At 65.1% G+C, this 24586-nt stretch carries 21 protein-coding genes and 1 pseudogene; 16 read left to right on the forward strand and 6 right to left on the reverse strand.

Annotated features, from left to right (window positions below; genetic code table 11):
* Nucleotides 1-36: 36 nt before the first annotated feature.
* The 7 genes from A5788_RS16960 (at nt 37) to A5788_RS16990 (ending at nt 8293) form a co-directional block, all read left to right on the forward strand.
* Nucleotides 37-1143: an aromatic/alkene monooxygenase hydroxylase subunit beta gene (locus A5788_RS16960; protein ID WP_064862353.1), complete on the forward strand. Its 1107-nt coding sequence runs from the start codon at nt 37-39 to the stop codon at nt 1141-1143.
* A gap of 5 nt (nt 1144-1148) precedes the next feature.
* Nucleotides 1149-1487 (forward strand): propane 2-monooxygenase effector subunit MimD, encoded by a 339-nt coding sequence (gene mimD / locus A5788_RS16965; RefSeq protein WP_174273062.1) that lies wholly within the window; start codon nt 1149-1151, stop codon nt 1485-1487.
* Between the two features lie 162 nt (nt 1488-1649).
* Nucleotides 1650-2711, forward strand: a complete 1062-nt coding sequence (locus A5788_RS16970; protein ID WP_064870689.1) for an amidohydrolase family protein — start codon at nt 1650-1652, stop codon at nt 2709-2711.
* A complete protein-coding gene (locus A5788_RS16975; RefSeq protein ID WP_064870690.1) occupies nt 2708-3520 on the forward strand; it encodes a metal-sulfur cluster assembly factor in 813 nt (270 codons plus the stop codon). Before A5788_RS16970 ends, A5788_RS16975 begins: the two co-directional genes overlap by 4 nt.
* Entirely contained in the window at nt 3517-4542 is a 1026-nt protein-coding gene (locus A5788_RS16980) for an NAD(P)-dependent alcohol dehydrogenase (RefSeq protein ID WP_049698934.1), read from the forward strand. Before A5788_RS16975 ends, A5788_RS16980 begins: the two co-directional genes overlap by 4 nt.
* Nucleotides 4543-4675: 133 nt before the next feature.
* Complete coding sequence (groL, locus tag A5788_RS16985) at nt 4676-6325, forward strand: chaperonin GroEL (protein ID WP_049698933.1); 1650 nt, start codon at nt 4676-4678, stop codon at nt 6323-6325.
* A gap of 186 nt (nt 6326-6511) precedes the next feature.
* Nucleotides 6512-8293 carry a sigma-54-dependent Fis family transcriptional regulator gene (locus tag A5788_RS16990; protein WP_064870691.1) on the forward strand — a complete coding sequence of 594 codons (1782 nt, stop codon included), beginning with the start codon at nt 6512-6514 and terminating at the stop codon, nt 8291-8293.
* 12 nt (nt 8294-8305) lie between these two features.
* On the opposite strand, the gene A5788_RS16995 is transcribed toward A5788_RS16990, so the two are convergent.
* From A5788_RS16995 to A5788_RS17005, 3 genes are read right to left on the reverse strand one after another with little or no spacing between them, the layout of a single operon-like run.
* Nucleotides 8306-8752 carry an SRPBCC family protein gene (locus A5788_RS16995; protein WP_064870692.1) on the reverse strand — a complete coding sequence of 149 codons (447 nt, stop codon included), beginning with the start codon at nt 8750-8752 and terminating at the stop codon, nt 8306-8308.
* Nucleotides 8752-9186: an ArsR/SmtB family transcription factor gene (locus tag A5788_RS23595; protein ID WP_082938138.1), complete on the reverse strand. Its 435-nt coding sequence runs from the start codon at nt 9184-9186 to the stop codon at nt 8752-8754. The genes A5788_RS16995 and A5788_RS23595 overlap by 1 nt, the downstream gene beginning before the upstream one ends.
* Complete coding sequence (locus A5788_RS17005; RefSeq protein ID WP_064870694.1) at nt 9183-9662, reverse strand: SRPBCC domain-containing protein; 480 nt, start codon at nt 9660-9662, stop codon at nt 9183-9185. Before A5788_RS17005 ends, A5788_RS23595 begins: the two co-directional genes overlap by 4 nt.
* 190 nt (nt 9663-9852) lie before the next feature.
* Between A5788_RS17005 and A5788_RS17010 the strand changes: the two genes are divergently transcribed.
* The 6 genes from A5788_RS17010 to A5788_RS17035 all read left to right on the forward strand — a co-directional run bounded on the left by A5788_RS17010 (nt 9853) and on the right by A5788_RS17035 (nt 15846).
* Nucleotides 9853-10509 (forward strand): class II aldolase/adducin family protein, encoded by a 657-nt coding sequence (locus A5788_RS17010; RefSeq protein ID WP_064870695.1) that lies wholly within the window; start codon nt 9853-9855, stop codon nt 10507-10509.
* A 112-nt stretch (nt 10510-10621) separates the two neighbouring features.
* Nucleotides 10622-11968, forward strand: coding sequence for a flavin-containing monooxygenase (locus A5788_RS17015; protein ID WP_064870696.1), 1347 nt, complete (start codon nt 10622-10624; stop codon nt 11966-11968).
* Nucleotides 11969-12031: 63 nt separating this feature from the next.
* Nucleotides 12032-12484, forward strand: coding sequence for a RidA family protein (locus A5788_RS17020; RefSeq protein ID WP_064870697.1), 453 nt, complete (start codon nt 12032-12034; stop codon nt 12482-12484).
* Nucleotides 12481-13155 (forward strand): DUF1028 domain-containing protein, encoded by a 675-nt coding sequence (locus tag A5788_RS17025; RefSeq protein ID WP_064870698.1) that lies wholly within the window; start codon nt 12481-12483, stop codon nt 13153-13155. Before A5788_RS17020 ends, A5788_RS17025 begins: the two co-directional genes overlap by 4 nt.
* Nucleotides 13156-13205: 50 nt before the next feature.
* On the forward strand, nt 13206-14366 hold the full coding sequence (locus A5788_RS17030; RefSeq protein ID WP_064870744.1) for a M20 family metallopeptidase: 1161 nt from the start codon (nt 13206-13208) through the stop codon (nt 14364-14366).
* Nucleotides 14356-15846 (forward strand): aspartate ammonia-lyase, encoded by a 1491-nt coding sequence (locus A5788_RS17035; protein ID WP_064870699.1) that lies wholly within the window; start codon nt 14356-14358, stop codon nt 15844-15846. The genes A5788_RS17030 and A5788_RS17035 overlap by 11 nt, the downstream gene beginning before the upstream one ends.
* On the opposite strand, the gene A5788_RS17040 is transcribed toward A5788_RS17035, so the two are convergent.
* Nucleotides 15782-16399, reverse strand: coding sequence for a TetR/AcrR family transcriptional regulator (locus A5788_RS17040; protein WP_064870700.1), 618 nt, complete (start codon nt 16397-16399; stop codon nt 15782-15784). The genes A5788_RS17035 and A5788_RS17040 overlap by 65 nt on opposite strands.
* 271 nt (nt 16400-16670) lie before the next feature.
* Here A5788_RS17040 and A5788_RS17045 point away from each other — a divergent pair.
* A pseudogene (locus A5788_RS17045) lies at nt 16671-18784 on the forward strand (oxidoreductase).
* 26 nt (nt 18785-18810) lie between these two features.
* Nucleotides 18811-20505 carry an amidohydrolase gene (locus tag A5788_RS17050; protein ID WP_064870701.1) on the forward strand — a complete coding sequence of 565 codons (1695 nt, stop codon included), beginning with the start codon at nt 18811-18813 and terminating at the stop codon, nt 20503-20505.
* On the opposite strand, the gene A5788_RS17055 is transcribed toward A5788_RS17050, so the two are convergent.
* A complete protein-coding gene (locus tag A5788_RS17055; protein WP_049698920.1) occupies nt 20499-21410 on the reverse strand; it encodes a LysR family transcriptional regulator in 912 nt (303 codons plus the stop codon). The genes A5788_RS17050 and A5788_RS17055 overlap by 7 nt on opposite strands.
* A 138-nt stretch (nt 21411-21548) precedes the next feature.
* Between A5788_RS17055 and A5788_RS17060 the strand changes: the two genes are divergently transcribed.
* Entirely contained in the window at nt 21549-23084 is a 1536-nt protein-coding gene (locus A5788_RS17060; protein ID WP_082938139.1) for an APC family permease, read from the forward strand.
* Here A5788_RS17060 and A5788_RS17065 read toward each other — a convergent pair.
* A complete protein-coding gene (locus A5788_RS17065) occupies nt 23065-24573 on the reverse strand; it encodes a GMC family oxidoreductase (RefSeq protein WP_231894357.1) in 1509 nt (502 codons plus the stop codon). The genes A5788_RS17060 and A5788_RS17065 overlap by 20 nt on opposite strands.
* Between the last annotated feature and the right edge of the window lie 13 nt (nt 24574-24586).

Below are 24586 nucleotides of genomic sequence, written 5' to 3' on the forward strand. Positions count from 1 at the left end.
GCGGTCGAATCAGCCTGAACGACAGGAACGAAAGGTATGTCCGCACCAGCTCAATCGAGGGAACGCAGTTTCCCCTCCATCGAATTCACCGACGCCGAGGCCGGCGCAAGGGAATTCCCGAGCAGCCGCAGCCGAAAGTACAACTACTATCAGCCCTCCAAGAAGCGGGCCACGATCTATGAGGACGTCACCGTCGACGTCCAGCCCGACCCCGAGCGTCACCTCACCCAGGGATGGATCTACGGCTTCGGCGACGGCCCGGGCGGGTATCCGAAGGAGTGGACCGCCGCGCAATCGGACAACTGGCATCAGTTCCTCGATCCCAACGAGGAATGGGAACAGTCGATCTACCGCAACAACTCCGCGGTCGTCCACCAGGTTGATCTGTGCCTGCAGAACGCCAAGCGGGCACGGGCGTACGACGGATGGAATTCGGCGTGGCTCAAGTTCATCGAGCGCAACCTCGGTGCCTGGATGCACGCCGAAAGCGGCATGGGTCTGCATGTGTTCACCTCGATTCAGCGGTCGGCGCCGACGAACATGATCAACAACGCGGTCTGTGTCAACGCCGCGCACAAGCTGCGGTTCGCGCAGGACCTTGCCCTGTTCAACCTCGACCTTTCCGAAGCCGAGGAAGCGTTCGACGGCTCGGCGCACAAGGAGGTCTGGCAATCGGCCCCCGAGTGGCAGCCCACCCGCGAGGCGGTAGAGCGACTGACGGCGATCGGCGATTGGGCCGAACTGCTGTTCTGCTCCAATATCGTCTTCGAGCAGCTGGTGGGCTCGCTGTTCCGGTCGGAACTCGTCATGCAGGTCGCCGCCCGCAACGGCGACTACATCACCCCCACGATCGTCGGCACCGGAGAGTACGACTACGACCGCGACCTGAACTACTCACGCGCACTGTTCCAGATGCTCTCGCGCGACGAGAAGTACGGCATCGACAATCGAAAGCTCTTCTCGCGGTGGATGTCCGAATGGGTACCGCGAAGCCTCGACGCCGCGCGCGCCCTGCAGCCGATCTGGTCGCAGCCCGCCGACAAGTCGGTCACCTTCTCATCCAGTCTCGAACACGCGAAGACCAAGTTCGCCGACGTTCTGACCGCCATGGACGTCGATATCCCAGAGGAGCTGAACAAGTGAGCACCATGCAATTCGGGGCCGATACCGAGTTCTCCAACATGTGCGGTGTCACGCTCATGAACACGCCGATCGGTCGCATCGTGGCCGACGTCATGGGAGCCAAGGACGGCGTCGAACTCACCGAGTATCCGTCGATGATCCGTGTCGACGGCGTCAACCGCCTCATCTTCGACTACGACGAACTGACCGATGCCCTCGGCCAGGACTTCGACGGGTCGATCTTCGAGGAGATCAGCTCCACGCACTACGGACGGATGGTCCACCTCGACGACAAGACCATCCTGTTCGCCAGCCCGGAGGACGCCGCCGAGTTCATCGGATTCGACCTCACCGCGTCGTCGTAACGCTTCGCCGCAGGCGCCGAGCCCGTCCATCCGGCGCCTGCGGCGAATCCATAGCGGCGACTCACGTTGCCGCGCCGTAGTTTTCCGCTACACCTGACAGCCCCAATCTTTACGACAGCCAGATCATCACGACAGCCCAGATCTCAGAGAGCGAGTGAGAAGATGTACGAGAAGAATGGCGAGAAGTACTTCATCGTCGACGCCCACGTCCACCTGTGGGACGGCCGCGAATCCAACCAGCGCAACATTCACGGCAAACAGTTCATCGACTGCTTCTACAACTATCACCGCAACCTGAGTCCCGAAGAGCAGGTGTGGGATTACGACACCTACTGCTACTACGGCCCCGACCGCCTGATGCAGGACCTCTTCGTCGACGGGCCCGCCGATCACGCGATCTTCCAGGCCACGATCCTCAAGGACTTCTACGTCAACGGCTTCGCTCAGGTCGACGATTCGCTCAAGCTTGCGCAGGACAACCCGGACAAACTCACCTACAACCACGCCTACGACCCGCGCGACGGCGAGGACGGTCTGGTCCAACTCCGACGCGACGCCGAGGCAATGGACCTCAAGGGTGTCAAGCTGTATACCGCTGAGTGGCATGGGGATTCACGCGGATACAAGCTCGACGACCCGTGGTCGCGGCGCTATCTGGAGGAGTGCCTGAAACTGGGCATCAAGAACGTCCACGTACACAAGGGGCCGACGATCCGCCCGCTCGACCGGGACGCCTTCGACGTCGCGGATGTCGACAAGGTTGCCACCGACTACCTCGATCTGAACTTCATCATCGAGCACGTCGGCCTTCCTCGCCTCGAGGACTTCTGCTGGATCGCCACGCAGGAATCCAACGTGTACGGCGGTCTCGCCGTTGCCATTCCGTTCATCCACACGCGGCCGAGGTACTTCGCGCAGATCATCGGCGAACTCCTCTACTGGATCGGTGAGGACAAGATCCTGTTCTCCAGCGACTACGCGCTCTGGACACCGCAGTGGCTCGTCGAGCGCTTCGTCGACTTCCAGATTCCCGAGGACATGACGGAGTACGCACCGATCACCGTCGAGCAGAAGAAGAAGATCCTCGGACTCAACGCGGCGGCACTGTATCCGCACATCTCGGTTCCCGAGGAACTGCGAATCCCCACCGATGCAGCCGATCCCGGCGTCGACGTCGCCGCTGGTGCCCAGGACACGCCGGCCGCGGAGGCGGTAACCGCATGACCGCGCTCGCACATCGCGGGCAGGCACAGGCATCGGGTATGCCGTTGTCGGACATCGTCATCGAAGCTCTCGACACGGTTGCCGATCCCGAGTTGGATCTGCCCATCACCGAACTGGGGTTCGTGCGCTCGATCAGCCTCGACGACGAGGGTGTCACCGTGCACCTGCGACTACCCACGTCGTTCTGTTCGCCGAACTTCGCCTACCTCATGGCATCTGACGCACTCGATGCCCTGGAAGCGATCGACGACATCGGACGGGTCCGCGTGATGCTCGACGATCACCACGACTCGGACAAGATCAACGCGGGCCTGGCCGCTCACGCGGGCTACAAGGGCACCTTCGGTGTCGAGGCGGAGCAGGATCTCGAGGAACTCCGACTCACCTTCTTCCGCAAGGCGCACACCGCCGCAATGGAACGTGCCGTGACACCGCTGATCTCGTCGGGCGTCGTCGACGTCGAGGGCTGCACGCACCTGCTGCTGCGCGACATCCCCGACGGACCGGAGAAGTACGCACTCTTGCGCAGACGAGTACAGATCGGACTCGGTGTCTGCCCCAACTGTCGGGTCGTCGTCGACGAGGAGGGGCGAACCCTGAGCGCCGACGAGGTTCCGATGCGTATGCGATTCGCACGATCGGTGCGAATTTCCATGGAGGGCAACGCACATTTCTGCCGCGGACTGCTCGCAACCCGCTACGCCGACGACGACGAGTGCGACGGAACCAGCGGGCCGGTCATCACCGACCTGCGCCACCACATGTTCGACGCATCACCAACAGCAACCATCACCGGGAGGTCATCATGAGAGCCGTACAGGTTGTCGGCTACCACGACAAGCTGCAACTCACCGAGGTGCCCGATCCAGTGGTGACCGGTCCACTCGACGTGATCGTCCGGATCGGTGGCGCAGGAGTATGCCGCACCGATCTGCACATTCTCGAAGGGCAGTGGGCCGAGAAGAGCGGCGTCGACCTGCCGTACACGATCGGGCACGAGAATGCCGGATGGGTCGAGGCGATCGGCGATGCCGTCACCAATGTGTCGGTGGGCGACAAGGTGATCCTGCACCCGCTGATCACCTGCGGCCTGTGTCGCGCCTGCCGTGCAGGCGACGACGTGCACTGCGAGAACAACAAATTCCCCGGCATCGACACCGATGGCGGGTACGCCGACTACCTGAAGACAACTGCGCGCAGCGTCGTGAAGATCGACGATTCGCTCGAGCCCGCCGATATCGCGGCTCTCGCGGATGCCGGTTTGACGGCCTATCACGCTGCCGCCAAGGTCGCACGGATGACGCGGCCGGGTGACACCTGCGTCGTGATCGGCGCGGGCGGGTTGGGACACATAGGGATTCAGGTTCTTGCCGCTATCTCCGGGGTCCGCATCGTGGTGGTCGACCGCAATCCCGATGCGGTGGCGCTGGCCGTCGAGGTCGGCGCGCACGAGGGCATTGTCGCCGACGGCACGCAGGTCGAGAAGGTGCTCGCGCTGACCGACGGCAAGGGCGCCGAAGCCGTGCTCGACTTCGTCGGTGAGGGCGGTGCGACGTCGGAGGGCATCGCGATGCTGCGCCAGGCGGGCAACTATTTCGTCGTCGGCTACGGGGAGAACATCAACATCCCGACCATCGACGTGATCTCGACCGAGATCAACTTCATCGGAAACCTCGTCGGCTCGTACAACGATCTGACCGAGCTCATGACCCTGGCGGCGGCGGGAAAGGTGAAGCTACACACCGTCACTTACCCACTGACCGAATACCAGCAGGCGCTCGACGACCTCGACGCCGGCCGGGTGCGCGGCCGCGCGATCCTCGTCCCCTGAGGTTTCGACAAGCTCAACCAGCGGGGACAGCTCAACCAGCGGGAACGCCCCACTCGCTGATCGAGCCTGTCGAGATCACACAGCCCAACCAGGAAACCCCAACCCCCACAACCCAATCGAAAGAGGTGCCAACATGGCCAAGGAGTTGCGCTACAACGCCGAAGCGCGACTGCGGCTGGAGCGGGGCGTCAACGCCCTCGCCGACGCGGTCAAGGTGACATTGGGTCCGAAAGGACGCAATGCGGTGCTGGAGAAATTGACCGGACCGCCGACGATCACCAATGACGGAGTCACGATCGCACGCGAGATCCAGCTGCGAGATCCGTTCGCCAACATGGGTGCTCAGTTGGTCAAGGAAGTCGCAATGAAGACCAACGGCGTCGTGGGTGATGGCACCACGACGGCCACCGTGCTGGCGCAGGCCATGGTTCGTGAGGGACTGCGCGCCGTCGAGCAGGGCGCCAATCCGATGCGGGTGCGCCGCGGTATCGAGCGCGCGGTGACCGCGGTAGTCGGGTCGTTGAACGACCAGGCCGTCCAGATCGGCGGCCGCAGCGACCTGGAACGGATCGCATCTCTGGCCGCAAGCGACGACGAGGTGATCGGCGACGTGATCGCATCTGCTGTCGAGCACGTCGGCAAGACCGGAGTGATCACGACCGAGGAGAGCGACACTCTCGGTCTCGCGGTCGACATCGTCGACGGCATCGAATTCGACCACGGCTACATCTCCGGCTACATGGTCACCAATCCCGAACGCATGGAAGCCGTCCTCGACAATCCCGTTGTCTTGTTGACCAACAAGAAGATCACGTCGGTGCAGGAGATCATGCCCGCGATCGAGGTGGCCAAGCGAGCCGATCGGCCGCTGCTCGTCCTCGCCGAGGATGTCGACGGCCCGGCGTTGCAACTTCTTGTCGGCGGCAACATGCACAAGACGATGCAATCGGTCGTTGTACGCGCTCCCGGTTTCGGGCATCGACGGATCGCCGAGCTCGAAGATCTCGCGGTCGCGCTCGGCGGCCACGTCATCGCCAAGGACACCGGCATCGAGTTGTCCGAGGTGTCGATCGAGCACCTCGGGACCTGCGATCGGGTGACGGTCACCGAGAACGAGACGACGATCGTCGGTGCGCACGGCGACCAGGCGTCCGTCGACGCTCGCGTGTCGCATCTGGAAGCGCAACTGCAGCGAGCTCGAATCGATGCAGATCGCGACGGTCTCGAACTCCGTATCGCGCGTTTGACCGGACGCGTGGCCGTGATCAGGGTCGGCGGCGTGACGAGCGTCGAACTCAAGGAACGCATGCTTCGCGTCGAAGACGCGTTGGCGGCGACACGCGCGGCGGTCGAGGCGGGCATCGTCTCCGGCGGCGGTACAGCGTTGGCACAGGCGCATCGCGCGCTCGAACCGCTCGAGGCGACCGGCGACGACGCCGTCGGCATCGACGTCGTTCGACGGTCACTCGCCGAACCGGTGCGCTGGATCGCCACCAACGCGGGCTACGACGGCGACGAAGTGGTGACCGTCGTGACGGGTCTGCCCCTCGGGCACGGCTTCAACGCGCTCACCGGCGAGTACGCGGACATGTTCGACGAGGGCGTCATCGATCCGTGCAAGGTGACCCGCGCCGCGCTGGAGAGCGCGGCTTCCATCGCCGCACTGTTGATCACCACCGAGACCGCGGTGGTCGAGGAGGTCATGGGCAATCCGGGCGCGATCCCCGCACCCGGATTCGGCGACCTCGCCGAAGGAATGGTGCGCCCGTCCAACATCTACTGACCGGTTGGTAGTCCCCCGAACTGGGCCGGTCGCGATCTGAACTAACCGTTCACGGCGTTGATCGCGGCCGGCCCTTCCCAACGCCGAACACACGCGCACACGACCGGCCGTCAACACATGTCCGTCAGACCATGTGTCGGCTACACTCGGAAGTGAGATATAGATCACAGAGGGGTTACCTACCACGTGATATCCCAGCCACCAGCCCAGGCTCCGACATCACGACACGTCGCCCGCGCCCGCGAGCGATTTCTGAGCGACGACGATGTCGATGTCGACGTCCGCGACGCGATCTTCACGTCGTGGCGACGTTCGCGCGCGCTCAATGTCGATGCCGACCGACTCGAACTCCCCTTCGTTCGTGAACCCAATCCCGAGACACCCCTGATCGCCGCGGCTCGGCCGGTTCTCGATCAACTCGCCAACGACCTCGTCTCCGAACCGATCAGCATCATCCTCACCTCGCCCGACGGCGTCGTACTCTCACGTGCCACCGCCAATCGGGGCCTGCAGCAGATGCTCGACGACGTCAGTCTCGCTCCCGGATACAGCTACAGCGAAGAGCACGCCGGCACCAACGGAATCGGCACAGCCCTCGAGACCCGGCAACCGACGCTGGTGAGCGGCTCGGAACACTACGCGGGCTGTCTCGGCCGACTCTCCTGCGCGGGAGTTCCCATCCTCAATCCCATCTCCGGAGCCATCGTCGGCGCGCTCGACCTCACGTGCCTGACCGAGCAGGAGCACCCGTCGAGTCTGTTGCTCTCGCTGGCGAAGTCGGCGACGTCGCAGATCGTGCAGCGCATGGTCTCGCAGGCCAGTGAGCGTGAATCCCGACTCCTCAATGCCTATCTCGCGACGTGTCGAAGGGCTCCGCAGGCGATGGTGATCGGGCTGTCCGGCGACGTCGTGTTGATGAATCGCAGGCTGCGCCACAGCATGAATCCGTCCGACCAAACCGCTCTCCTCGAGCTGGCCGTCGACCATTCCGTCGACGCCCATTCCCTCGACGCAGCGATCCCGCGGGTCAGTGCATTGCCCAGCGGGAGGGTGGCACGGCTGTCACCTGTCGACGAGCACTGCGACTCCGATATCGCGGTCTTCCGAGTTCACCTCGTCGACGGCAGCCCGACCCGACACGCACGCGTCACTCGAACCTCCGCCACCGCCCTTCCCGGCCTCGTCGGCCGAAGCTCATCGTGGCGTCAGTGCTGCGACAACGTCGCCGGGCACGTGCGCGCCGGACGCTGGATCGCGGTCTCGGGGGAATCGGGCTCGGGCCGCACAGCCGTACTCCGGGCCGCGGCCGAGCGCTTTCTGCCCGGCACGACGAGGGTGTTCAACGCCGACGACTTCGAGTCGCCGGAGACGTTCGACGCCCTCGAAGCCGAACTCGACACCGACGGCTTCGGGGTCATCATCCGTGGCCTCGACCAACTCGACGACGACACCGTGAACGCGATCTCCGATCTGCTTCCGGGTCGCGAGCACGCAGGCTGGCTCGCGGTGACGACGCTGCCAGACGCCGGGAACGCGGCGTCGGTGCTGCTGCCCTTCTTCGGGCACACCGTCGAACTCCCTCCGCTGCGGCATCGCATCGAAGACCTCCACGATCTGGTGCCGACGCTGCTCAAGCAACTGACCCGCGGACGTGAGTTGGCAGTCGCACCGAACGCGATGAACCAGCTCAGCAAGTACTCGTGGCCCGGGAATGTCACCGAGCTACGACAGATCCTGCGCGAGGTGGTCACCCATCAGCGCACCGGCACCATCGAGGCGGCTCAACTACCTCCGCGCTGTCGCTCGACGAGCAGGCACACCCTGACCAGGATCGAATCGCTCGAGCGCGACGCGATCGTACGCAGCCTCGAGGAGAACAACCACAGCAAGGCAGCGGCGGCCGCGGCCCTCGGCATCTCGCGGGCGACCATCTATCGCAAGATCAGGGAGTTCGGGATCAACACCTGACCGTGGGCGCACTCAGTGCCAGTCGCTGACCGCGACGTCGCGCGGTGCGGGTGTGCCCTTGCCCGACTCGATCAGCGCCTTGAGACTCATCAGGAACACCGCCCACTTGGTGCTGCAGTGGTTCATGAACGGCACTTGCTCGCGCCAGCCGTCGTGACTGAACATCACGATGGCGTAGTCGCCCTCTTGGCTCAGCGACCACGTGATGGTCGTGCCAACCCATTCGTCGGGGCCTTCGATCACGCGCCATCGCACCGACTCCGCCGGGACGGTCTCGAGTACCTCCATGTCGAATCCGCCGACCGGTGGAAAGCGGAATTCGAGCCGTCCACCGGCCGCACCGTCACCGCTTACGTCTTCTGTCCACCAGCCCGCCAAGCCGTCGATGGTGGTCAACGCGTCGTAGACGTCTGTGGTGGTGGCGCCCTCGACGCCGATTCTGTGCAGGATGCTGCTCATCAGTTACTCCCTTGATCGTTATGTTCTGGACGGTTCTCTTGTGGACCGTTCTGTTTTGGAGGTTGGTGTTCTGGTTTGCCCTGGTTGCGGGCCTGCTGCAGCGCCTCCGCGATGCCCTTGATGCGGTGGAGCCGGGCATCCCACGCGGCCCCGACGGATTCGAGCTGTGCGGCTGCCTTGGCAAGCTGAGCCCTGTCGACGTCGTAGCGTCGCTCACGTCCCGTCGACGTCGCTTGCACGAGTCCTACTCGGTCGAGCACTCCGAGGTGCTTGGCAACTCCCTGACGGCTGACCGGAAGCTGCTCACTCAACGACGTCGCCGTACCCCCGTCGTCAGCAAGAAGAAGGTCGACGATGCGGCGGCGCGTCGGATCTCCGATGGCCGACCACAGTGCGTCGTCGACGTCGCCTACTGATCCGCGACGACGCGTCACGATGCGGCCTCCATTCCGTCAACGTAGGTCACCAGTCGAGGCAGGAAAAAGCTCCAGCCGTCGATGTGTTCACGGAACTGCCGTTCGAGTTCTGCTTCCTCCCAACCTCTTTCACGGAATCCCGTCTCGGTCATCGTCAGCGTCGTACCACTGCCCGACGCGGTGAGGGCGAAGGTGACAAGTAACGAGTTGCCCGCGACCGGGTCGTCGCCGGGCCGGTGAGTCCACCGGAACGAGAACGTGCGTGGCGGATTCGACTCGACGACGGTGAACTGCTGCACGATCTCGCCACCATCGCCGGTACGGAACACCAACTCGCCGGGCGACCCCGGTTCGAGTCGGTATCGAGCCTCATCGGGCCACCACTGTGCGACATGCTCGGGCGAACTCACGACGTCGAACACGATGTCGGGCTCGGCGTCGATGTAGAGCTCTCGCACGAGGGTCCCCACCTCTGGGTCGGTCAGCTTGTCCATAGCTCCTCCTGCAACCTTTGGTTGCGTACGAATCTACGACCCGTTGACTCAACACGCAACCATTAGTTGCATTCAATGAGCTGCAATGAATCAGACCGCGACCATCCGGGGACCCCCGGAATCAGATCGAGATGAGGAGCCACAGGCGTCTCACTGCGGCGAGGCCATTCGACCGACTACCGTCAAAGAGGTGGACATCGTCGATCAGCGCGTACCCCTGTGCGTCGCTGCGCATCAACTCGCGGCCGCGGGCACGTCGCTGAGCACCGGCGGCAACCTCTCCGTCCGCGTCGGCGATCGCGTGCTCGTCACACCGCAGGGTGCACGCCTCGGCTCCGTCCAACCGGATCAACTGGTAGTCGTCAACATGGATGGCTCGGTGATCGAAGAAACCCGCTACCGCCCGACGGCAGAACTCGGATTCCACCTCGACCTCTACCGGTCGACCTCCGCCTCGGCGATCGCCCACGCCCACCCGATCGCGTCGGTCGCGGTGTCGACGATCACCGAGCTCCTCCCACCGATCCACTACGACGCCGCCATGGTCGGCGGCTCGGTACGAGTTGCTCCCTACGCGGTCTTCGGAAGCCCGGAGCTGAGCGAGGGCGTGGTGGCTGCATTGTTCGAGCGCACCGCGGCATTGATGCGCAACCACGGGTCGGTCGCGATCGGCGGCAACATCGAGACCGCGTGTGAGCACCTCGGCGTCGTCGAATGGCTCAGCGAGGTGTATCTGAAGGCGGTCAGCGCCGGGGCGCCCGCGATACTCAGCGACGACCAGCTCACCGAGGTCGTGGCCACCGCGGCCCGCCGGGCCTACCAGCCCTATCCCGGTCGCGACCGTTGAAACCCTGCATCGACTGAACCGATGTAATACCCAGGATATCTCTGCTGTACAGATGCAGGTGGTCCGATGATCATTGAGTCAACGACAACGCATGCAACAGCGGAGGTACGAGATGGTGGAGTTGGCTACGCCGGGGACCCAGACACCCGCGGGTACCGCGGCCACACAGGTCGAGGTGCTCGTCGTGGGCGCGGGCCAGGCAGGTATCGCGATGAGCGAGCACCTCACGGCTCAGGGAATCAACCACCTCGTACTCGAGCGCGATCGCGTCGCCGAACGCTGGCGAACGTGGCGGTGGGATTCGTTGGTCGCCAACGGTCCCGCGTGGCACGACCGCTTCCCCGGACTGGAGTTCGACGTCGACGCCGACGCGTTCGCGACGAAGGACCAGGTAGCTGACTACCTCGGCTCCTACGCCCAGCGCATCAACGCACCCATCCGCACCGGCGTGGAAGTGACATCGGTCCGTAAGAAGCAGGGCGAGAACGGCTTTCGCGTCGAGACTTCGGACGGACCGATCGAGGCGGACTTCGTGGTCGCTGCGACCGGCGCCTTCCAGACCCCGGTCATCCCCGCCGTCGTGCCCCACGATGCACCGTTCCATCAGATCCACTCCAGTGACTATCACAACCCGCAGCAGCTCCCCGAGGGCGGCGTTCTCGTCGTCGGCGCGGGGTCGTCGGGCGTGCAGATCGCTGCGGAACTGCGCGCGTCAGGCCGCGAGACGTACCTCGCCGTCGGACCGCATGATCGCCCGCCACGTAGTTACCGTGGTCGCGACTTCTGTTGGTGGCTGGGCGTTCTCGGCAAATGGGATGCCGCGGCACCTCCGGCGGGTGCAGAGCACGTGACCATCGCCGTCAGCGGCGCGGGCGGAGGGCACACCGTCGACTTCCGGCAGCTCGCCGCCGACGGGACCACCCTTCTCGGGCGCGCGCAGGCATTCGACGCAGGCACCATGACGTTTGCCGCGGATCTGCGCACCAATATCGAGAACGGCGACGCAACGTACCTCGCGATGCTCCGAGAGGCCGACGATTTCATCGAGCGCAATGGCCTCGACCTCCCCGCAGAACCACAGGCCCACGTCCTGGGACCACTCCCCGACTGCGTGACCGATCCGATCGCGCAACTCGACCTCGCCGCCGCCGGGATCACGTCCATCGTGTGGGCGACAGGCTTCGCCTATGACTACGGCTGGCTGAAGGTCGACGCCTTCGACGAGAAGGGCCGCCCGGCGCACCAGCGGGGCGTGTCAGGCGAACCGGGAATCTACTTCCTCGGACTGCCATGGCTCTCACGTCGCGGATCGAGTTTCATCTGGGGCGTATGGCACGACGCGAAGTATCTGGCCGACCAGATCGCCATCCAGCGGGGCTATCGGGATTACCGACCGGAGCAGGTCGACGCCGCCGCACCGTCGGACTCCGATGCGCTTGCCGCTCAGGCGGTTTCCTGAACTCCCCGTAATCCGCCAACACGCTATCCAGCCACTCCACACACTCAAGCACGGGAGCAACCCATGAGCGCAGCCGTCAGCCCTGACGTCACCCACACCCGCATCCGTCCCTTCAACACCCGCGAGACCTACCCGGAGCAGAACCTCGACAACGACCTGTGCCAGGCCGTCGTCGCAGGCGGCGTCGTCTATCTGCGCGGACAGATCGGCCAGGATCTCGACACCCGCGAATCGGTGGGCATCGGCGACGTCGAGGTACAGGCAGAGAAGGCCATGAGCAACATCGCGATGCTGCTCGACGAGGCGGGCAGTTCGCTGCGCGACATCGTCAAGGTGACCGTGTATCTCACCGACATCCGTTACCGCGAGACGGTTTACCGGGTGATGGGCCGCTGGCTCAAGGGTGTGTATCCGGTGTCGACCGGACTGGTGGTCGACGCACTCGCGCGGCCGGAATGGCTCGTCGAGATCGACGCGACCGCAGTGCTCAGCGAGCCGAGCGGAGCGGCACGATGACGATGTCGCTCGTCGCGCGTGACCCCGCGAGTGGCGCATTCGGCATCATCGTCTGTTCGTCGAGTCCCGCGGTAGCAGCGCGCTGCGCCCACCCGCGGGCAGGTGTCGGCGTGGTCGCGTCGCAGAACGTCACCAATCCCGCACTCGGCCCCGCGGTGCTCGACCGGCTTTCCGACGGCCTCGACGCCGAGAAAGCGCTCACCGCAGCACTTTCCACGGAGCAACACCCCGAGTACCGCCAGGTGAGCGTCGTCGACGCGCACGGGCACACCGCGCTGCATTCCGGCGCGCGCAGCCTGGGAACCTACGGTGGCGTCGAGGGCGACCAGTCCGTGGCCGCCGGCAATATGCTTGCCGACCTGTCGGTGCTCGAGTCGCTGCTGAACGGTTACGCCGACAGTCCAGCCGACGCATTCGAACAACGACTGCTCGACGGCCTCCGCGCAGCGCTCGACGCCGGAGGCGAAGAAGGACCGGTGCACTCTGCCGGCCTCCTGGTCGTCGAGGACGTGCCGTGGCCCGTCACCGATCTGCGCGTGGATTTCGCCGACGATCCGCTCGACGACCTCGCTTCGCTCTGGCAGATCTGGCAGCCACAAAAGAACGACTACCGTGTCCGCGGCGTCGACCCGACGCGTGCGCCCTCCTACGGAGTTCCGGGAGACCTGTGACCACCATCGACACCACCCCCGATCGATTCGACGCCGAACTCGGCAACCGCATCGCGTCGGCGCACCCGGGTCTGATCGCGCTCTCGCACGACCTGTACGACAATCCCGAGACCGCTTGGGAGGAAACCTATTCGGCAGCTCGGGTGGCCGGCTCACTCGCCGACGGCGGCTTCACCATCGTCGAACAGTTCTGCGACCTCCCAACCGCCTTCACCGCAACGCTCGGAAGTGGCAACCTCCACGTCGCACTCTGCGCCGAATACGACGCACTGCCGGGACTCGGCCATGCCTGCGGGCACAACCTCATCTCCGCGATCACCGTCGGAGCGGCACTTGCGCTGGCACCGATCGTCGACGACCTCGGTCTGACACTGACGGTCATCGGTACTCCCGCGGAAGAAGGCGGCGGCGGCAAGATCGAACTGCTCGAGCGCGGCGGATTCGACGCTCAGCACGCCGCCGCGATGGTTCACCCCGGACCGGCAGATGTTGCACGCGCGCGGCCATTCGCCGTCTCGCACAGTCACATCGACTACCACGGCAAGTCGGCGCACGCTGCCGCCTACCCCGAACGTGGCGTCAACGCCGCAGATGCGTTCACCATCGCCCAGGTGGCCATCGGCCTTCTGCGCCAACAGCTTCCCGCGTCGGTGCGCGTACACGGCATGATGACACGCGGCGGCGAGGCACCCAACTCCATCGCCGAGCACACCGAGGGACGCTGGTATGTCCGCGCCGAAACGCTCGCCGAACTCGCCGAGGTCGAACCGCGTGTCATGCGATGCTTCGAGGCGGGTGCACTCGCCAGCGGCGCGTCGCTCACGGTGACCCCGGAGTCCAAGCCGTACGCCGAGTTCCGCACGGATGAAGAACTTCTCGGCCGTTACGAGCAGCGCGCCCTCGCGGCTGGACGCCGTTTCGGCTCTGGACCAGACGCGACCATGGCGCGTGCGTCGACCGATATGGGCAACGTCTCGCAGGTGCTCCCGGCGATTCACCCCTACATCGGCATCGATTCGCTACCCACGGTCAACCATCAACCCGAATTCGCCGCTGCCACACTCACCTCGGCAGCGGAGACTGCAATCTCTCAGGGCGCCCTAGCCCTGGCGGGGACCGTTGTCGACGCAGCCGTGCTCGACGGCATCCGCGGCAGGCTTCTGTCCAACGGCGCTCGCACGACACATACTGGGGCAACAGGTGACCTCTGACGCCGCGGGTGCGGTTCGCATCGAACACGATCTCCTCGGCGATCACGAGGTACCCGCCGACGCCTACTACGGGGTGCACACGGCACGGGCGATGGAGAACTTCCCGATCTCCGGCGTCCCCATCTCCACTCACCCCGACCTCATCGTCGCCCTGGCCGCAGTGAAACAGGCTGCTGCAGCGTCCAATCGCGAGCTCGGACTGCTCGATCCACCGATCGCCGAGGCGATCATCACGGCGTGCACCGAGATCCGGGGCGGAGCGCTTCACGAGCAGTTCGTCGTCGACCAGATCCAGGGCGGCGCGGGAACGTCGACCAACATGAACGCCAACGAGGTGATCGCGAACAGGGCACTCGAACTGCTCGGGCATCGGCGCGGCGACTATCACGTGCTTCACCCACTCGAACACGTCAACCTCGGACAGAGCACCAACGACGTCTACCCCACGGCCGTGAAGGTGGCACTGGGAATCGCCGCCCGTGGACTCTCGGATGCCCTGCGCGTACTGGCGGCCGAATGTGCCGACAAGGCAGTCGAATTCGGTGACATGCTCAAACTCGGCCGTACCCAACTGCAAGACGCTGTACCGATGACTCTCGGGCAGGAGTTCGGCGCGTTCGCGGTCACCATCGGCGAGGACGCCGACAGGATGGACGAGGCGATCTCGCTCATCGCCGAAATCAATCTCGGCGGCACCGCGATCGGCACCGGACTCAACGCCCACCCGTCCTACGCCACGCAGGCATGCGAACGTCTGCGACAGCTCACCGGCCTGCCGCTGACCACCGCGGGAGATCTGGTCGAGGCGACGTCGGACGTCGGCTCCTTTGTACAACTCTCCGGCGTCACCAAACGTGCCGCGGTGAAGCTGTCGAAGATCTGTAATGATCTGCGACTCTTGTCGTCCGGTCCGCGCGCGGGCTTCGGCGAGATCGTGCTTCCCGCCGTTCAGGCCGGATCGAGCATCATGCCGGGCAAGGTCAACCCGGTCATCCCCGAGGTCGTGAACCAGGTGGCCTTCGAGGTGATCGGCAACGACCTCACGGTGACCCTCGCCGCAGAAGCAGGTCAGTTGCAGCTCAACGCTTTCGAGCCGATCATGGCGCGGGCACTCCTGTCGTCACTGACTCATCTGCGCGCCGCGGTGCTTGTTCTCGGCGAACGCTGTATCCGAGGCATCACTGCTCAAGAAGAACGAATGCGCGCTGCGGTCTATGGCTCCGCCAGTATCGCCACTGCGCTCAATCCGGTCCTCGGCTACGAGGCGACCACCGCGTTGGTCGCGGAGGCGGTGGCAACCGGAGCGTCGATTCCCGATCTCGTTCGACGTTCCGCACTGCTCGACGACACCGCTCTCGACACCGCGCTACACCCCGACAACCTCTGCCGGCCACACGATTCGGCGCGTCGAGACGTCAGCGGGAATGCTCGTCGACGACGAGATCAGGACACCGCAGCGCTGCCTGCAGATACTGCGTAACGGCGCTGCGGGCACTCGCGGCATCCAGCGCCCTGGTGCGCCCGACGAGATGGATGCCGCATCCGTCTTCGAGCGCCACCGCGCCCCTGGCGACCAGTTCGCTGTCGACGTCGGCGAAGACACCCGCCGCGATGCCACCGTCGATTGCCTCGCGGTACAGCGAGGTCTCGAGGTCGAAGAGCGTCGACATCAGTTCGGCATGTGCGGGTGAGCGCGCACTGTAAAGATGCAACTCGTACAGCGCAGGTGACATCGGATCGTCGGGGTCGCAGATTCCGAGCTCGACGAGCCTTGTCAGCGCAGTCACCGGATCGTCGACGTCGGTGGCGGCGGTACGTCGACCCTCGTAGAACCGCGTGACCGCGGCCTCGTGCACCGCGAGCAACAACTCGTCGATCCCGGGAAAGTAGTAGGTGATCGACCCTGGCGACAGACCCGCCGCGTCGGCGACGTCTTTGATACGCAATCCCATGAGTCCGCGCGCGGCGATCGCACTCGTCGCGGCGTCGACGATCTCTGCGCGACGTGCGTGCTGATTGCGTGGACGTGCCATACGTCCCGATACTGCCGCCATGCACCGCGTCGGGGCAACTCCGCTGATTACATCGGTTCTCCCGATGAACCAATTCGGAAGTTCACACCGTGAGATGTCCGCAACAGGGCTGCCCGACGGGACAAACCGCGATACCGTCATTTCATTCTTTGCGATTGACCTCAAAGAATGACACGAGTCGCCGCCACTGCCCGACGCCGACTCCACAGCCAACAACTGACTCACTGCGCCAGGCGTTTTCACGCCGCAGCACCTCTCGACGGAGATCCACATGCGCGACCATCGCTACGACATCCTCTTCGAACCGGTCCGGATCGGACCGGTCACCGCCCGCAACCGGTTCTTCCAGGTGCCGCACTGCAACGGCATGGGATACCGCGATCCATCGGGCGAGGCGGCGATGCGGCGGACGAAAGCAGAGGGCGGGTGGGCCGTGGTCTGCACAGAGCAGGTCGAGATCCATCCCACCTCGGATATCGGACCGTTCATCGAGCTCCGCCTCTGGGACGACCAGGACATGCCCGCGATCGCGCGCATCGCCGAGCAGATTCACGAAGGTGGTGCGCTCGCCGGAATCGAGCTGGCACACAACGGGCTCAACAGCCCCAATCTCATCAGCCGCGAAACTCCGCTGGCACCACAGCATCTCCCCGTCGTCTCGTGGAATCTCGATCCGGTGCAGGCCCGTGCGATGACAAAGGCCGACATCGTCGATCTGCGGAAGTGGCATGCGGATTCGGTGCATCGGTCACTGAAAGCCGGCTACGACATCGTCTATGTCTACGCGGGACATGCAATCGGCGGTCTGCACCACTTCTTGTCGCGCCGGTACAACAATCGCACCGACGAGTACGGCGGCAGCCTCGAGAACCGTGTACGCCTCATCCGCGAGATCCTCGAGAGATCCTCGAGGACACCCGCGAGATCGCCGACGGCAAAGCTGCTGTCGCATGCCGCATCTCGGTCGACGAACTGCTCGGCGACGACGGCATCACCCGCAGCGAGATGGAAGACGTCTTCGGCCTGATCGGCGAGCATCCCGACCTCTGGGACCTCGTGCTCGGAAGCTGGGAAGACGACTCGGTCACCTCGCGCTTCGGCCCCGAGGCCGAGCAGGAACCGTACGTCACCGGACTCAAGCAACTCACCACCAAGCCGGTTGTCGGCGTGGGCCGCTTCACTTCTCCCGACACCATGGTCCGGCACGTGAAGTCAGGCATTCTCGACCTCATCGGCGCCGCACGGCCGTCTATCGCGGATCCCTTCATGCCCAACAAGATCGAACGCGGCGACCTCGCAGATATCCGCGAGTGCATCGGCTGCAACATCTGCGTGTCCGGCGACTTCACCATGTCGCCGATCCGGTGCACGCAAAACCCCACAATGGGAGAGGAATTCCGACGCGGCTGGCATCCGGAGCGCATCTCGGTGAAGGGCTCCGACTCCTCGGTGCTCGTCGTCGGTGGGGGGCCTGCGGGCCTCGAAGCCGCACGCGCACTGGGTAATCGCGGGTATCCCGTGACTCTCACCGAGGCGAGCCGCGTACTCGGTGGCCGTGTCGCCCGCGAGTCGAAGCTTCCCGGACTGTCCGCATGGATTCGCGTCATCGACTATCGGCTGCAGCAACTCGACCGTCTCGACAACGTCGAGGTCTATCGCGAATCGCCGATGAGCACCGACGACATCCTCGAGTTCGGCTTCGACCACGTCGTGATCGCGACCGGGGCATCGTGGCGAGGCGACGGCGTCGGTCGCTGGCACACACATCCCATCGAGATCGATTCCAGCACAGCGGTCTTCACTCCGGACGACATCATGGCCGGAGTACGGCCCGCCGGCAAGCGCGTCGTACTGTTCGACGACGACCACTACTACCTCGGTGCCGTCGTCGCGGAGATGCTCGCCAAGGAGGGCTTCGCGGTCACGCTCGTCACCCCGGTCCCGCAGGTGTCGCAGTGGACCACCAACACCATGGAGGCTCACCGCATTCGCGCGCGGATCATGGAGGCGGGCGTCGACGTGCGCACCGACACCGCGGTGACCGCCGTCGACGCCACCGGCGTACAGACCGCATGCCGATTCACCGGGCGGACAGGACATCTCGACGCCGACGCCGTCGTCATGGTGACCGCGCGCCTCCCCCACGACGAGCTCTACACCCAACTGCACGACCGCAGCGACGACTGGGCCGAGGCCGGAGTCCGCAGCGTCACCGGTGTCGGCGACGCCTGGGCACCGTCGACCATCGCCGCAGCAGTCTGGTCGGGACACCGGTTCGCCGAGGAACTCGACGTGCCACGCAACGACGACCCGGTGCCGTTCCGCCGGGAGGTCACCCAGTTGTCGATCGAGCCGGTGTTCAGTACGCCGGTCTCGGTGTCCTGACGGACCCACGGATCACAGGAGTGGTGATGTACGCAGATCACATATTCACCAACGCAGCGGTGTGGCAACCACTCGGTATGCCACCGGCGACCAGTGTCGCCGTGTCCGACGGCACCATCGTCGCGATCGGGTCCGACGTCGATCGTGACCTGGTCTCGGCGTCGACTGTCATCCACGACCTCGCGGGAGCAAGCCTGCTGCCGGGGTTCATCGACGCGCACGTCCATCCGGTGGCCGGCGGACTCGCAGCGCTGCGCTGTGATCTGTCCGAGCTCGCACACGATCGCCGAGGCTACCTCGACGCGATCGCGGCGTACGTGGATTCACACCCCGACGCTCCGGTCATCACCGGAAGTGGTTGGTACGGCGATGCGTTTCCCGGCGGTCTACCCACGCGTGCCGACCTCGACGAGGTCGTCGCCGACCGGCCCGCTGTGCTCTCCAGCCACGACGGACACGGCGTGTGGGTCAACAGTGCAGCACTGGCGAACGCCGGAATTGACCGGCACACGCCCGATCCGACGGGTGGGCGCATCGAGCGTGACGCCGCAGGCGAACCCACCGGCGTCCTCTTCGAGCGTGCCGCCGACAGTGTGCAGGCGCTCGCACCCGAGATCGACGACGCCGTACTGCGCGAGGCATTGTTGACGGCTCAGCGTCGGCTGCACTCCGTCGGCGTCACCGGCTGGCAGGACGCGGGCGTTGACATCCCGGCATTCGGACTCTCCGACACACTCGCGACGTACCTTGCCGCCGACGAGGCGGGAGAGTTGACCGCACGGGTCTGCGGTGCGCTGTGGTGGGCGGCCGAACAGGGACTCTCGCAGATCGACGTACTCCGCGAACGCCGGGCGGTCTCCCGACACGGCCGCCGGTTTCACGTCGACACCGTCAAGGTGATGCAGGACGGGATTTGCGAGAACTGCACTGCCGCAATGCTCGCGCCCTACTCCGACCTACCGACGGGCGCCGATCCCACCGGACTCTCCTTCATCGACCCGGCAGAACTGAACGAGGTGTGTGCACTCCTGGCACGCGACGAGTTCCACATTCACATGCACGCCGTCGGCGACCGCGCGGTCCGCGAATGCCTCGACGCGCTCGGTGCCGCACGCGCGGCAAATCCGCGTTTCGATGCGGCACACCAGATCGCACATCTGGATGTGGTTGACCCGCAGGATATTCCACGGTTCGCAGCGCTCGGCGTGATGGCGAACATCCAGGCCCTGTGGGCTCGCCGCGACATCGAGATCGTCGAGCGCAAGCTCCCGCTACTGGGCACCGGCCGCGAGCGATGGCACTTCCCCTTCGGTTCGATCAGCACGGCCGGTGGGACGCTGGCGATGGGCAGCGACTGGCCCGTCACCGACCCCAATCCGTTGTGGGCCATACACACCGCAGCGAATCGGACCGGTTCTGAGGCAGATCCGCACGCCATCGGCACCGACGCTCGCACCGTGCCCCTCATCGCCGAGGAGGCACTCAGTCTGCGGACCGCCGTCGACGCCTACACGATCGGCGCGGCGCGCGCCGCACACTGCGCACAACACGCCGGTTCGATCGAGATCGGAAAGGACGCCGACCTCGTCGCACTCTCGGGTGACATCTCAACGGCCCGGGACATCGGTTGCCTCACAGCACAACTGACGATGGTCGGTGGCGATCTCGTTGGCGGTAGCGCACTCGGCGAGGTCGTCGGCGGCAAGGCGTCAACTCAATGAACAGTGTTGTCGCCGAACAGATCTCGGCACAGTTCAGCGACGACCGCGGCGCGCCGGGTCGGTCGCGCGGCAATCGCGTTGAGCAGGACCATCGTGAGCGCGGGCGTCTCGTCGGCGATGGGTATCGCCGCAACCTGGTGTCCGTCGAGCGCCATCGGTACGGCGGCCTGCAGGTTGAGCACCGTGTACGCCAACCCGCGTCCCACGAGTGCGCGGCACGTCTCGACGGTCGTCGAGCGGTAGCGCACAACGGGTTCGACGCCTGCATCAGCGAATACCTGCCGAAAATAGTCGCGGCTATGCGGCAGGTCGAGTAACGCCATGGGTTCGTCGGCCAGGTCGGCGAGCCTGACCTTCCGCCGTTTGGCGAGTCGGTGCGAGCCCTCGACCAGCACGTAGGGCGGCACGCGGCGTAGTGGCCATCGCTTGAGTCGCGGGTCGTCGACAAGGTCGTATCCGATGCCCATCTCGAATGTTCCGTCTGCGACGCCCTCGGCGAGGTCGGCCATATCGACCTCGGTGGTCAGCAACTCCAGATTCGGCAGCTTCTGGGCTGCCACGGACAACAACTCAGGAAGCAGGTACGGCGCCATGACCTCGAAGCAACCGATCGTGAGGGTTCCGGTCAACGATCCGCCCAATCCGTGTGCGACAGAACGAAGATCGGCCGCCGATGCCAACAACTGGCGACTGGCGACGAGCAGTTGTCGACCCGCGGGAGTCAGCGTGATGCCCTTGGCGTGATGACGGACAAGAAGCTGAATCCCCAGTGCCCCTTCGAGATCGGTCAGCGCAGTCGACATCGCTGACTGAGACAGATGCACGGCAGACGCCGCGCGGGTGATACTCCCCGCCTCGGCCACGGCGACGAAATACTCCAACTGACGCAACGTGTAATCAGCCACCACGACCTCACAGACGATCCGGACACCGCATCGGCTCCATCAATGCCGATGCGTAAGAACCCCGACTCTACAGAACCTCGCTTCATCTCGACGGCCATCTGACGCCACGCGATATCCACCTCTCCGAGGAGTACCTCCATGACGCTCTCGCATTCCGACCCGGGACGGACACATTCCGGACAAGTAGGCCCCGGTCCCGCTCACCCCGACATCGAACCAGCAGGCCCGCACCTCCGACATTCGTTGCGCCGCTTCGACGTTCCGATCATGATCCTGTCGGCGCTGATCAGCCTCGACATGGTCGGCGAGATCTCGTCGTTCGGCGGGGAGACCTTCACGTGGCTCGTCGTGTTGGCGCTGCTGTGGATGGTCCCCTACGGCCTCGTCACCGCAGAGCTCGGTAGCGCATTTCCCGACGAGGGCGGATTGTTCGAGTGGGTCAAGCGCGCCTTCGGACGTCTACCCGCATCGATCGCCACGGTCATGTACTGGTCGATCAACCCGTTGTGGATCGGCGGGTCCCTCGCCTTCATCAGCACCGAAGCATGGAGCACGTTCATCCATCCGATCGGTTCGGGGACCGCAGGCGACTTCGTCTTCAAAACGCTCTTCGTCGTGGCAGCTGTCGCAGTCACCCTGCTGTCGATGCGGCGGGCACGTGCCGTGCTGCAACTGGGTACCTACCTCAAGCTGATCCTGGCCGCCGTGTTCCTCGTGACCACGGTTGTCTATGGAATTCAGCACGGATTCAACGGAATCGGCTCGGTCACCTGGTCGCCGACGCTCGGCGGCTTCCTCGGACTCGTCCCACTTCTCCTGTTCTCTCTGGTCGGCTTCGAGGTTCCCAGCCAGGCTGGCGGCGAGATGCAGAATCCGCAGCGCGACGTTCCGCGCGGTATCGCGATGAGTGGGTGCATCGGTCTGTTGGTCTACGCGCTCCCGGTGTTGGCTCTCCTGCTGGTGTTGCCGACTGACAAGATCACCGGCATCGGCGGTTTCATGGCAGCCCTCGACACCGTCTTCGGTGTCTACGGCTCGGCAGCGTCGATCCTCGTGAAGGTTGCGGTGATCGCGTTCATCATCGCGCTCGCGATCACGGGCGCCACCTGGGCGATGGCCGCGAACCGCGCGTTGGCTGTCGCGGCAGGCGACGGTGGCTTCTTCCCCTACTTCGCCAAGTTCGACGCGAAGACGGGGTCGCCGCTTCGGGTCGGCATCTTCACCGGAGTCATCGCCCTGGCGTTCATGATCGTCGGCGTCATCTTCTCCGGCGGCGACAGCGCAGCAACGTTCACGGTGGTACTCACCATCACCATCTCGACATCACTGATCGCCTACCTCTTCGTCTTTCCCGCCGCATTCCGCCTGCGCATCAACCATTCCGAGACGCCGCGGCCCTACGCCGTGCCCGGCGGCACGATCGGCATGGGCATCGCGTCGGGACTCGCGACGTTCTGGGCAGCGCTCGGAGTCTGGGTAGCCGTGTTCCCCGGCACGCTGGAGAAGCTGTTCGGCCTCGACTACGACTTCCTCGACACCTGGAATGTGTCCCGCGTCCGCTTCGAGGCGTTCACACTCGGAACGCTGGCGGTGCTCACCGTCATCGCCGTCGCCGGCTACCTCGCCGCGCGAAGGTCGCGCCGGAGCACGTCACTCACTGTCGAGCAGCGATGATCTCCGCGGCGCGTTCGGCAACACTCATGATGGTGCCGACAGGATTGACCGACGTGAGCGTGGGGAAGACAGAGGCATCGACGACGCGCAGACCGCTGACACCACGAACTCGCAGCGAGGGGTCCAGCACGGCCATCGGGTCGTCGTCCGATCCCATCCTGCAGGTTCCGGATACGTGATAGACCGTCTGATGTGTGGCCCGCAGTGCCGACGACAGTTCGTCGTCGGACTGCAGGGCCTCGCCCGGGAACACCTCGCGCACAACCCACTTCGACATCGGCGCGGTCGCGGCGATGCGTCGTGCGGCACGAATACCCGCCACGAGCATCGCCTCGTCCACGCCGTCGGGGTCGGTGAAGTACCGGTAGTCGATCGACGGCGGAGTCGACGGATCGTCGTCGACGATCTGGACTCGGCCACGGCTGCGCGGTTTGGCGACGTTCGGCGCGATCGAGATGATCCGTTCAGGCATGTCGACGCCGTAGCTGACGGCATGGTCGGCGACGGCCTCGACCGGGAAGTGCATGAGCACGTCCGGACGTGCGGGACTCGATTCGTCGACACGCAGCGCAGCGCCCGCATCCCACCCGGTGGCACACGTCGACGGCACGTCGCGATCGGTTTCCCACACGATGAGACCCTCGGCATGATCCATGAGGTTCTCGCCGACGCCGGGTGCGACGACGCGCACCGGCACTCCCGCCCGGGTGAGCACGTCACTCGGGCCGATCCCCGAGCGCTGCAGCAGGGCGGGTGAAGCGATCGCACCCGCGCACACGATCACTTCGCGCGTCGCGAAGTGATCGCTCTCGCTACCGTCGCGCGCGATGGTCCGCACTCCGACGGCGCGGTCTCCGTCGAAGAGGATCGAACTGGCCAGTTCATGGTGCAGCACACTCAGATTGGCACGCTCGGCAAGTGCCGGGTGTAGATAGTGCACCGACGTCGACGATCGCAGGTTGGATTCGGGGGTGTACCCGATGTCGAAGAAACCGGACCCCTCACCCGTCTCGGCGAAGTCGGCGTCGTGGTTCCAGCCTGCTCGCGCCGGCAGATCTAGCGCCGAGCGAGCAGCGTCGACGACGTCGGCGACGTACGGATTGCGGTCGGCTTCTGCGACGGGCGCAATGGGCGTGACGAGCTTGTCGAAGCAACGGCCGAGCGTGTCGGCGTCCCAGCCGAAGGCCCCCAGCGCGACCCACTCGTCCATGTCCGCGCGCAGCGGTCGCCACGTGATCATCGTGTTGGCCGTCGCGCAACCTCCGAGGATGTGCATGCGCGCCTGACGGATTCCGGAGTTGCCGCGCTCCTGCGGCACGCTCCGGTAATCCTGGTCGTACTCGCTCTCGAGCATCTCCGCCCAGCGTCGAATCGACCGGGCGCGGGGTTCGTGCTCGTCACTCGGACCGGCCTCGAGGACCGTGACCGTCACGGCGGGATCCTCACTGAGGCGGGCCGCCACGATGCAGCCTGCGGTGCCGCCTCCCACGACGAGATAGTCA

Source organism: Gordonia sp. 852002-50816_SCH5313054-c, assembly GCF_001665925.1.
In the GTDB taxonomy this organism is placed as follows: domain Bacteria; phylum Actinomycetota; class Actinomycetes; order Mycobacteriales; family Mycobacteriaceae; genus Gordonia; species Gordonia jacobaea.

Excerpts from the sequence above, each read along its gene's own strand:
- A5788_RS16960 (WP_064862353.1), top strand. The coding sequence starts at position 37 with ATGTCCGCACCAGCTCAATCGAGGGAACGCAGTTTCCCCTCCATCGAA.
- mimD (WP_174273062.1), top strand. The coding sequence starts at position 1,149 with ATGCAATTCGGGGCCGATACCGAGTTCTCCAACATGTGCGGTGTCACG.
- A5788_RS16970 (WP_064870689.1), top strand. The coding sequence starts at position 1,650 with ATGTACGAGAAGAATGGCGAGAAGTACTTCATCGTCGACGCCCACGTC.
- A5788_RS16975 (WP_064870690.1), top strand. The coding sequence starts at position 2,708 with ATGACCGCGCTCGCACATCGCGGGCAGGCACAGGCATCGGGTATGCCG.
- A5788_RS16980 (WP_049698934.1), top strand. The coding sequence starts at position 3,517 with ATGAGAGCCGTACAGGTTGTCGGCTACCACGACAAGCTGCAACTCACC.
- groL (WP_049698933.1), top strand. The coding sequence starts at position 4,676 with ATGGCCAAGGAGTTGCGCTACAACGCCGAAGCGCGACTGCGGCTGGAG.
- A5788_RS16995 (WP_064870692.1), bottom strand. The coding sequence starts at position 8,752 with ATGAGCAGCATCCTGCACAGAATCGGCGTCGAGGGCGCCACCACCACA.
- A5788_RS17005 (WP_064870694.1), bottom strand. The coding sequence starts at position 9,662 with ATGGACAAGCTGACCGACCCAGAGGTGGGGACCCTCGTGCGAGAGCTC.
- A5788_RS17015 (WP_064870696.1), top strand. The coding sequence starts at position 10,622 with ATGGTGGAGTTGGCTACGCCGGGGACCCAGACACCCGCGGGTACCGCG.
- A5788_RS17020 (WP_064870697.1), top strand. The coding sequence starts at position 12,032 with ATGAGCGCAGCCGTCAGCCCTGACGTCACCCACACCCGCATCCGTCCC.
- A5788_RS17025 (WP_064870698.1), top strand. The coding sequence starts at position 12,481 with ATGACGATGTCGCTCGTCGCGCGTGACCCCGCGAGTGGCGCATTCGGC.
- A5788_RS17040 (WP_064870700.1), bottom strand. The coding sequence starts at position 16,399 with ATGGCACGTCCACGCAATCAGCACGCACGTCGCGCAGAGATCGTCGAC.
- A5788_RS17050 (WP_064870701.1), top strand. The coding sequence starts at position 18,811 with ATGTACGCAGATCACATATTCACCAACGCAGCGGTGTGGCAACCACTC.
- A5788_RS17060 (WP_082938139.1), top strand. The coding sequence starts at position 21,549 with ATGACGCTCTCGCATTCCGACCCGGGACGGACACATTCCGGACAAGTA.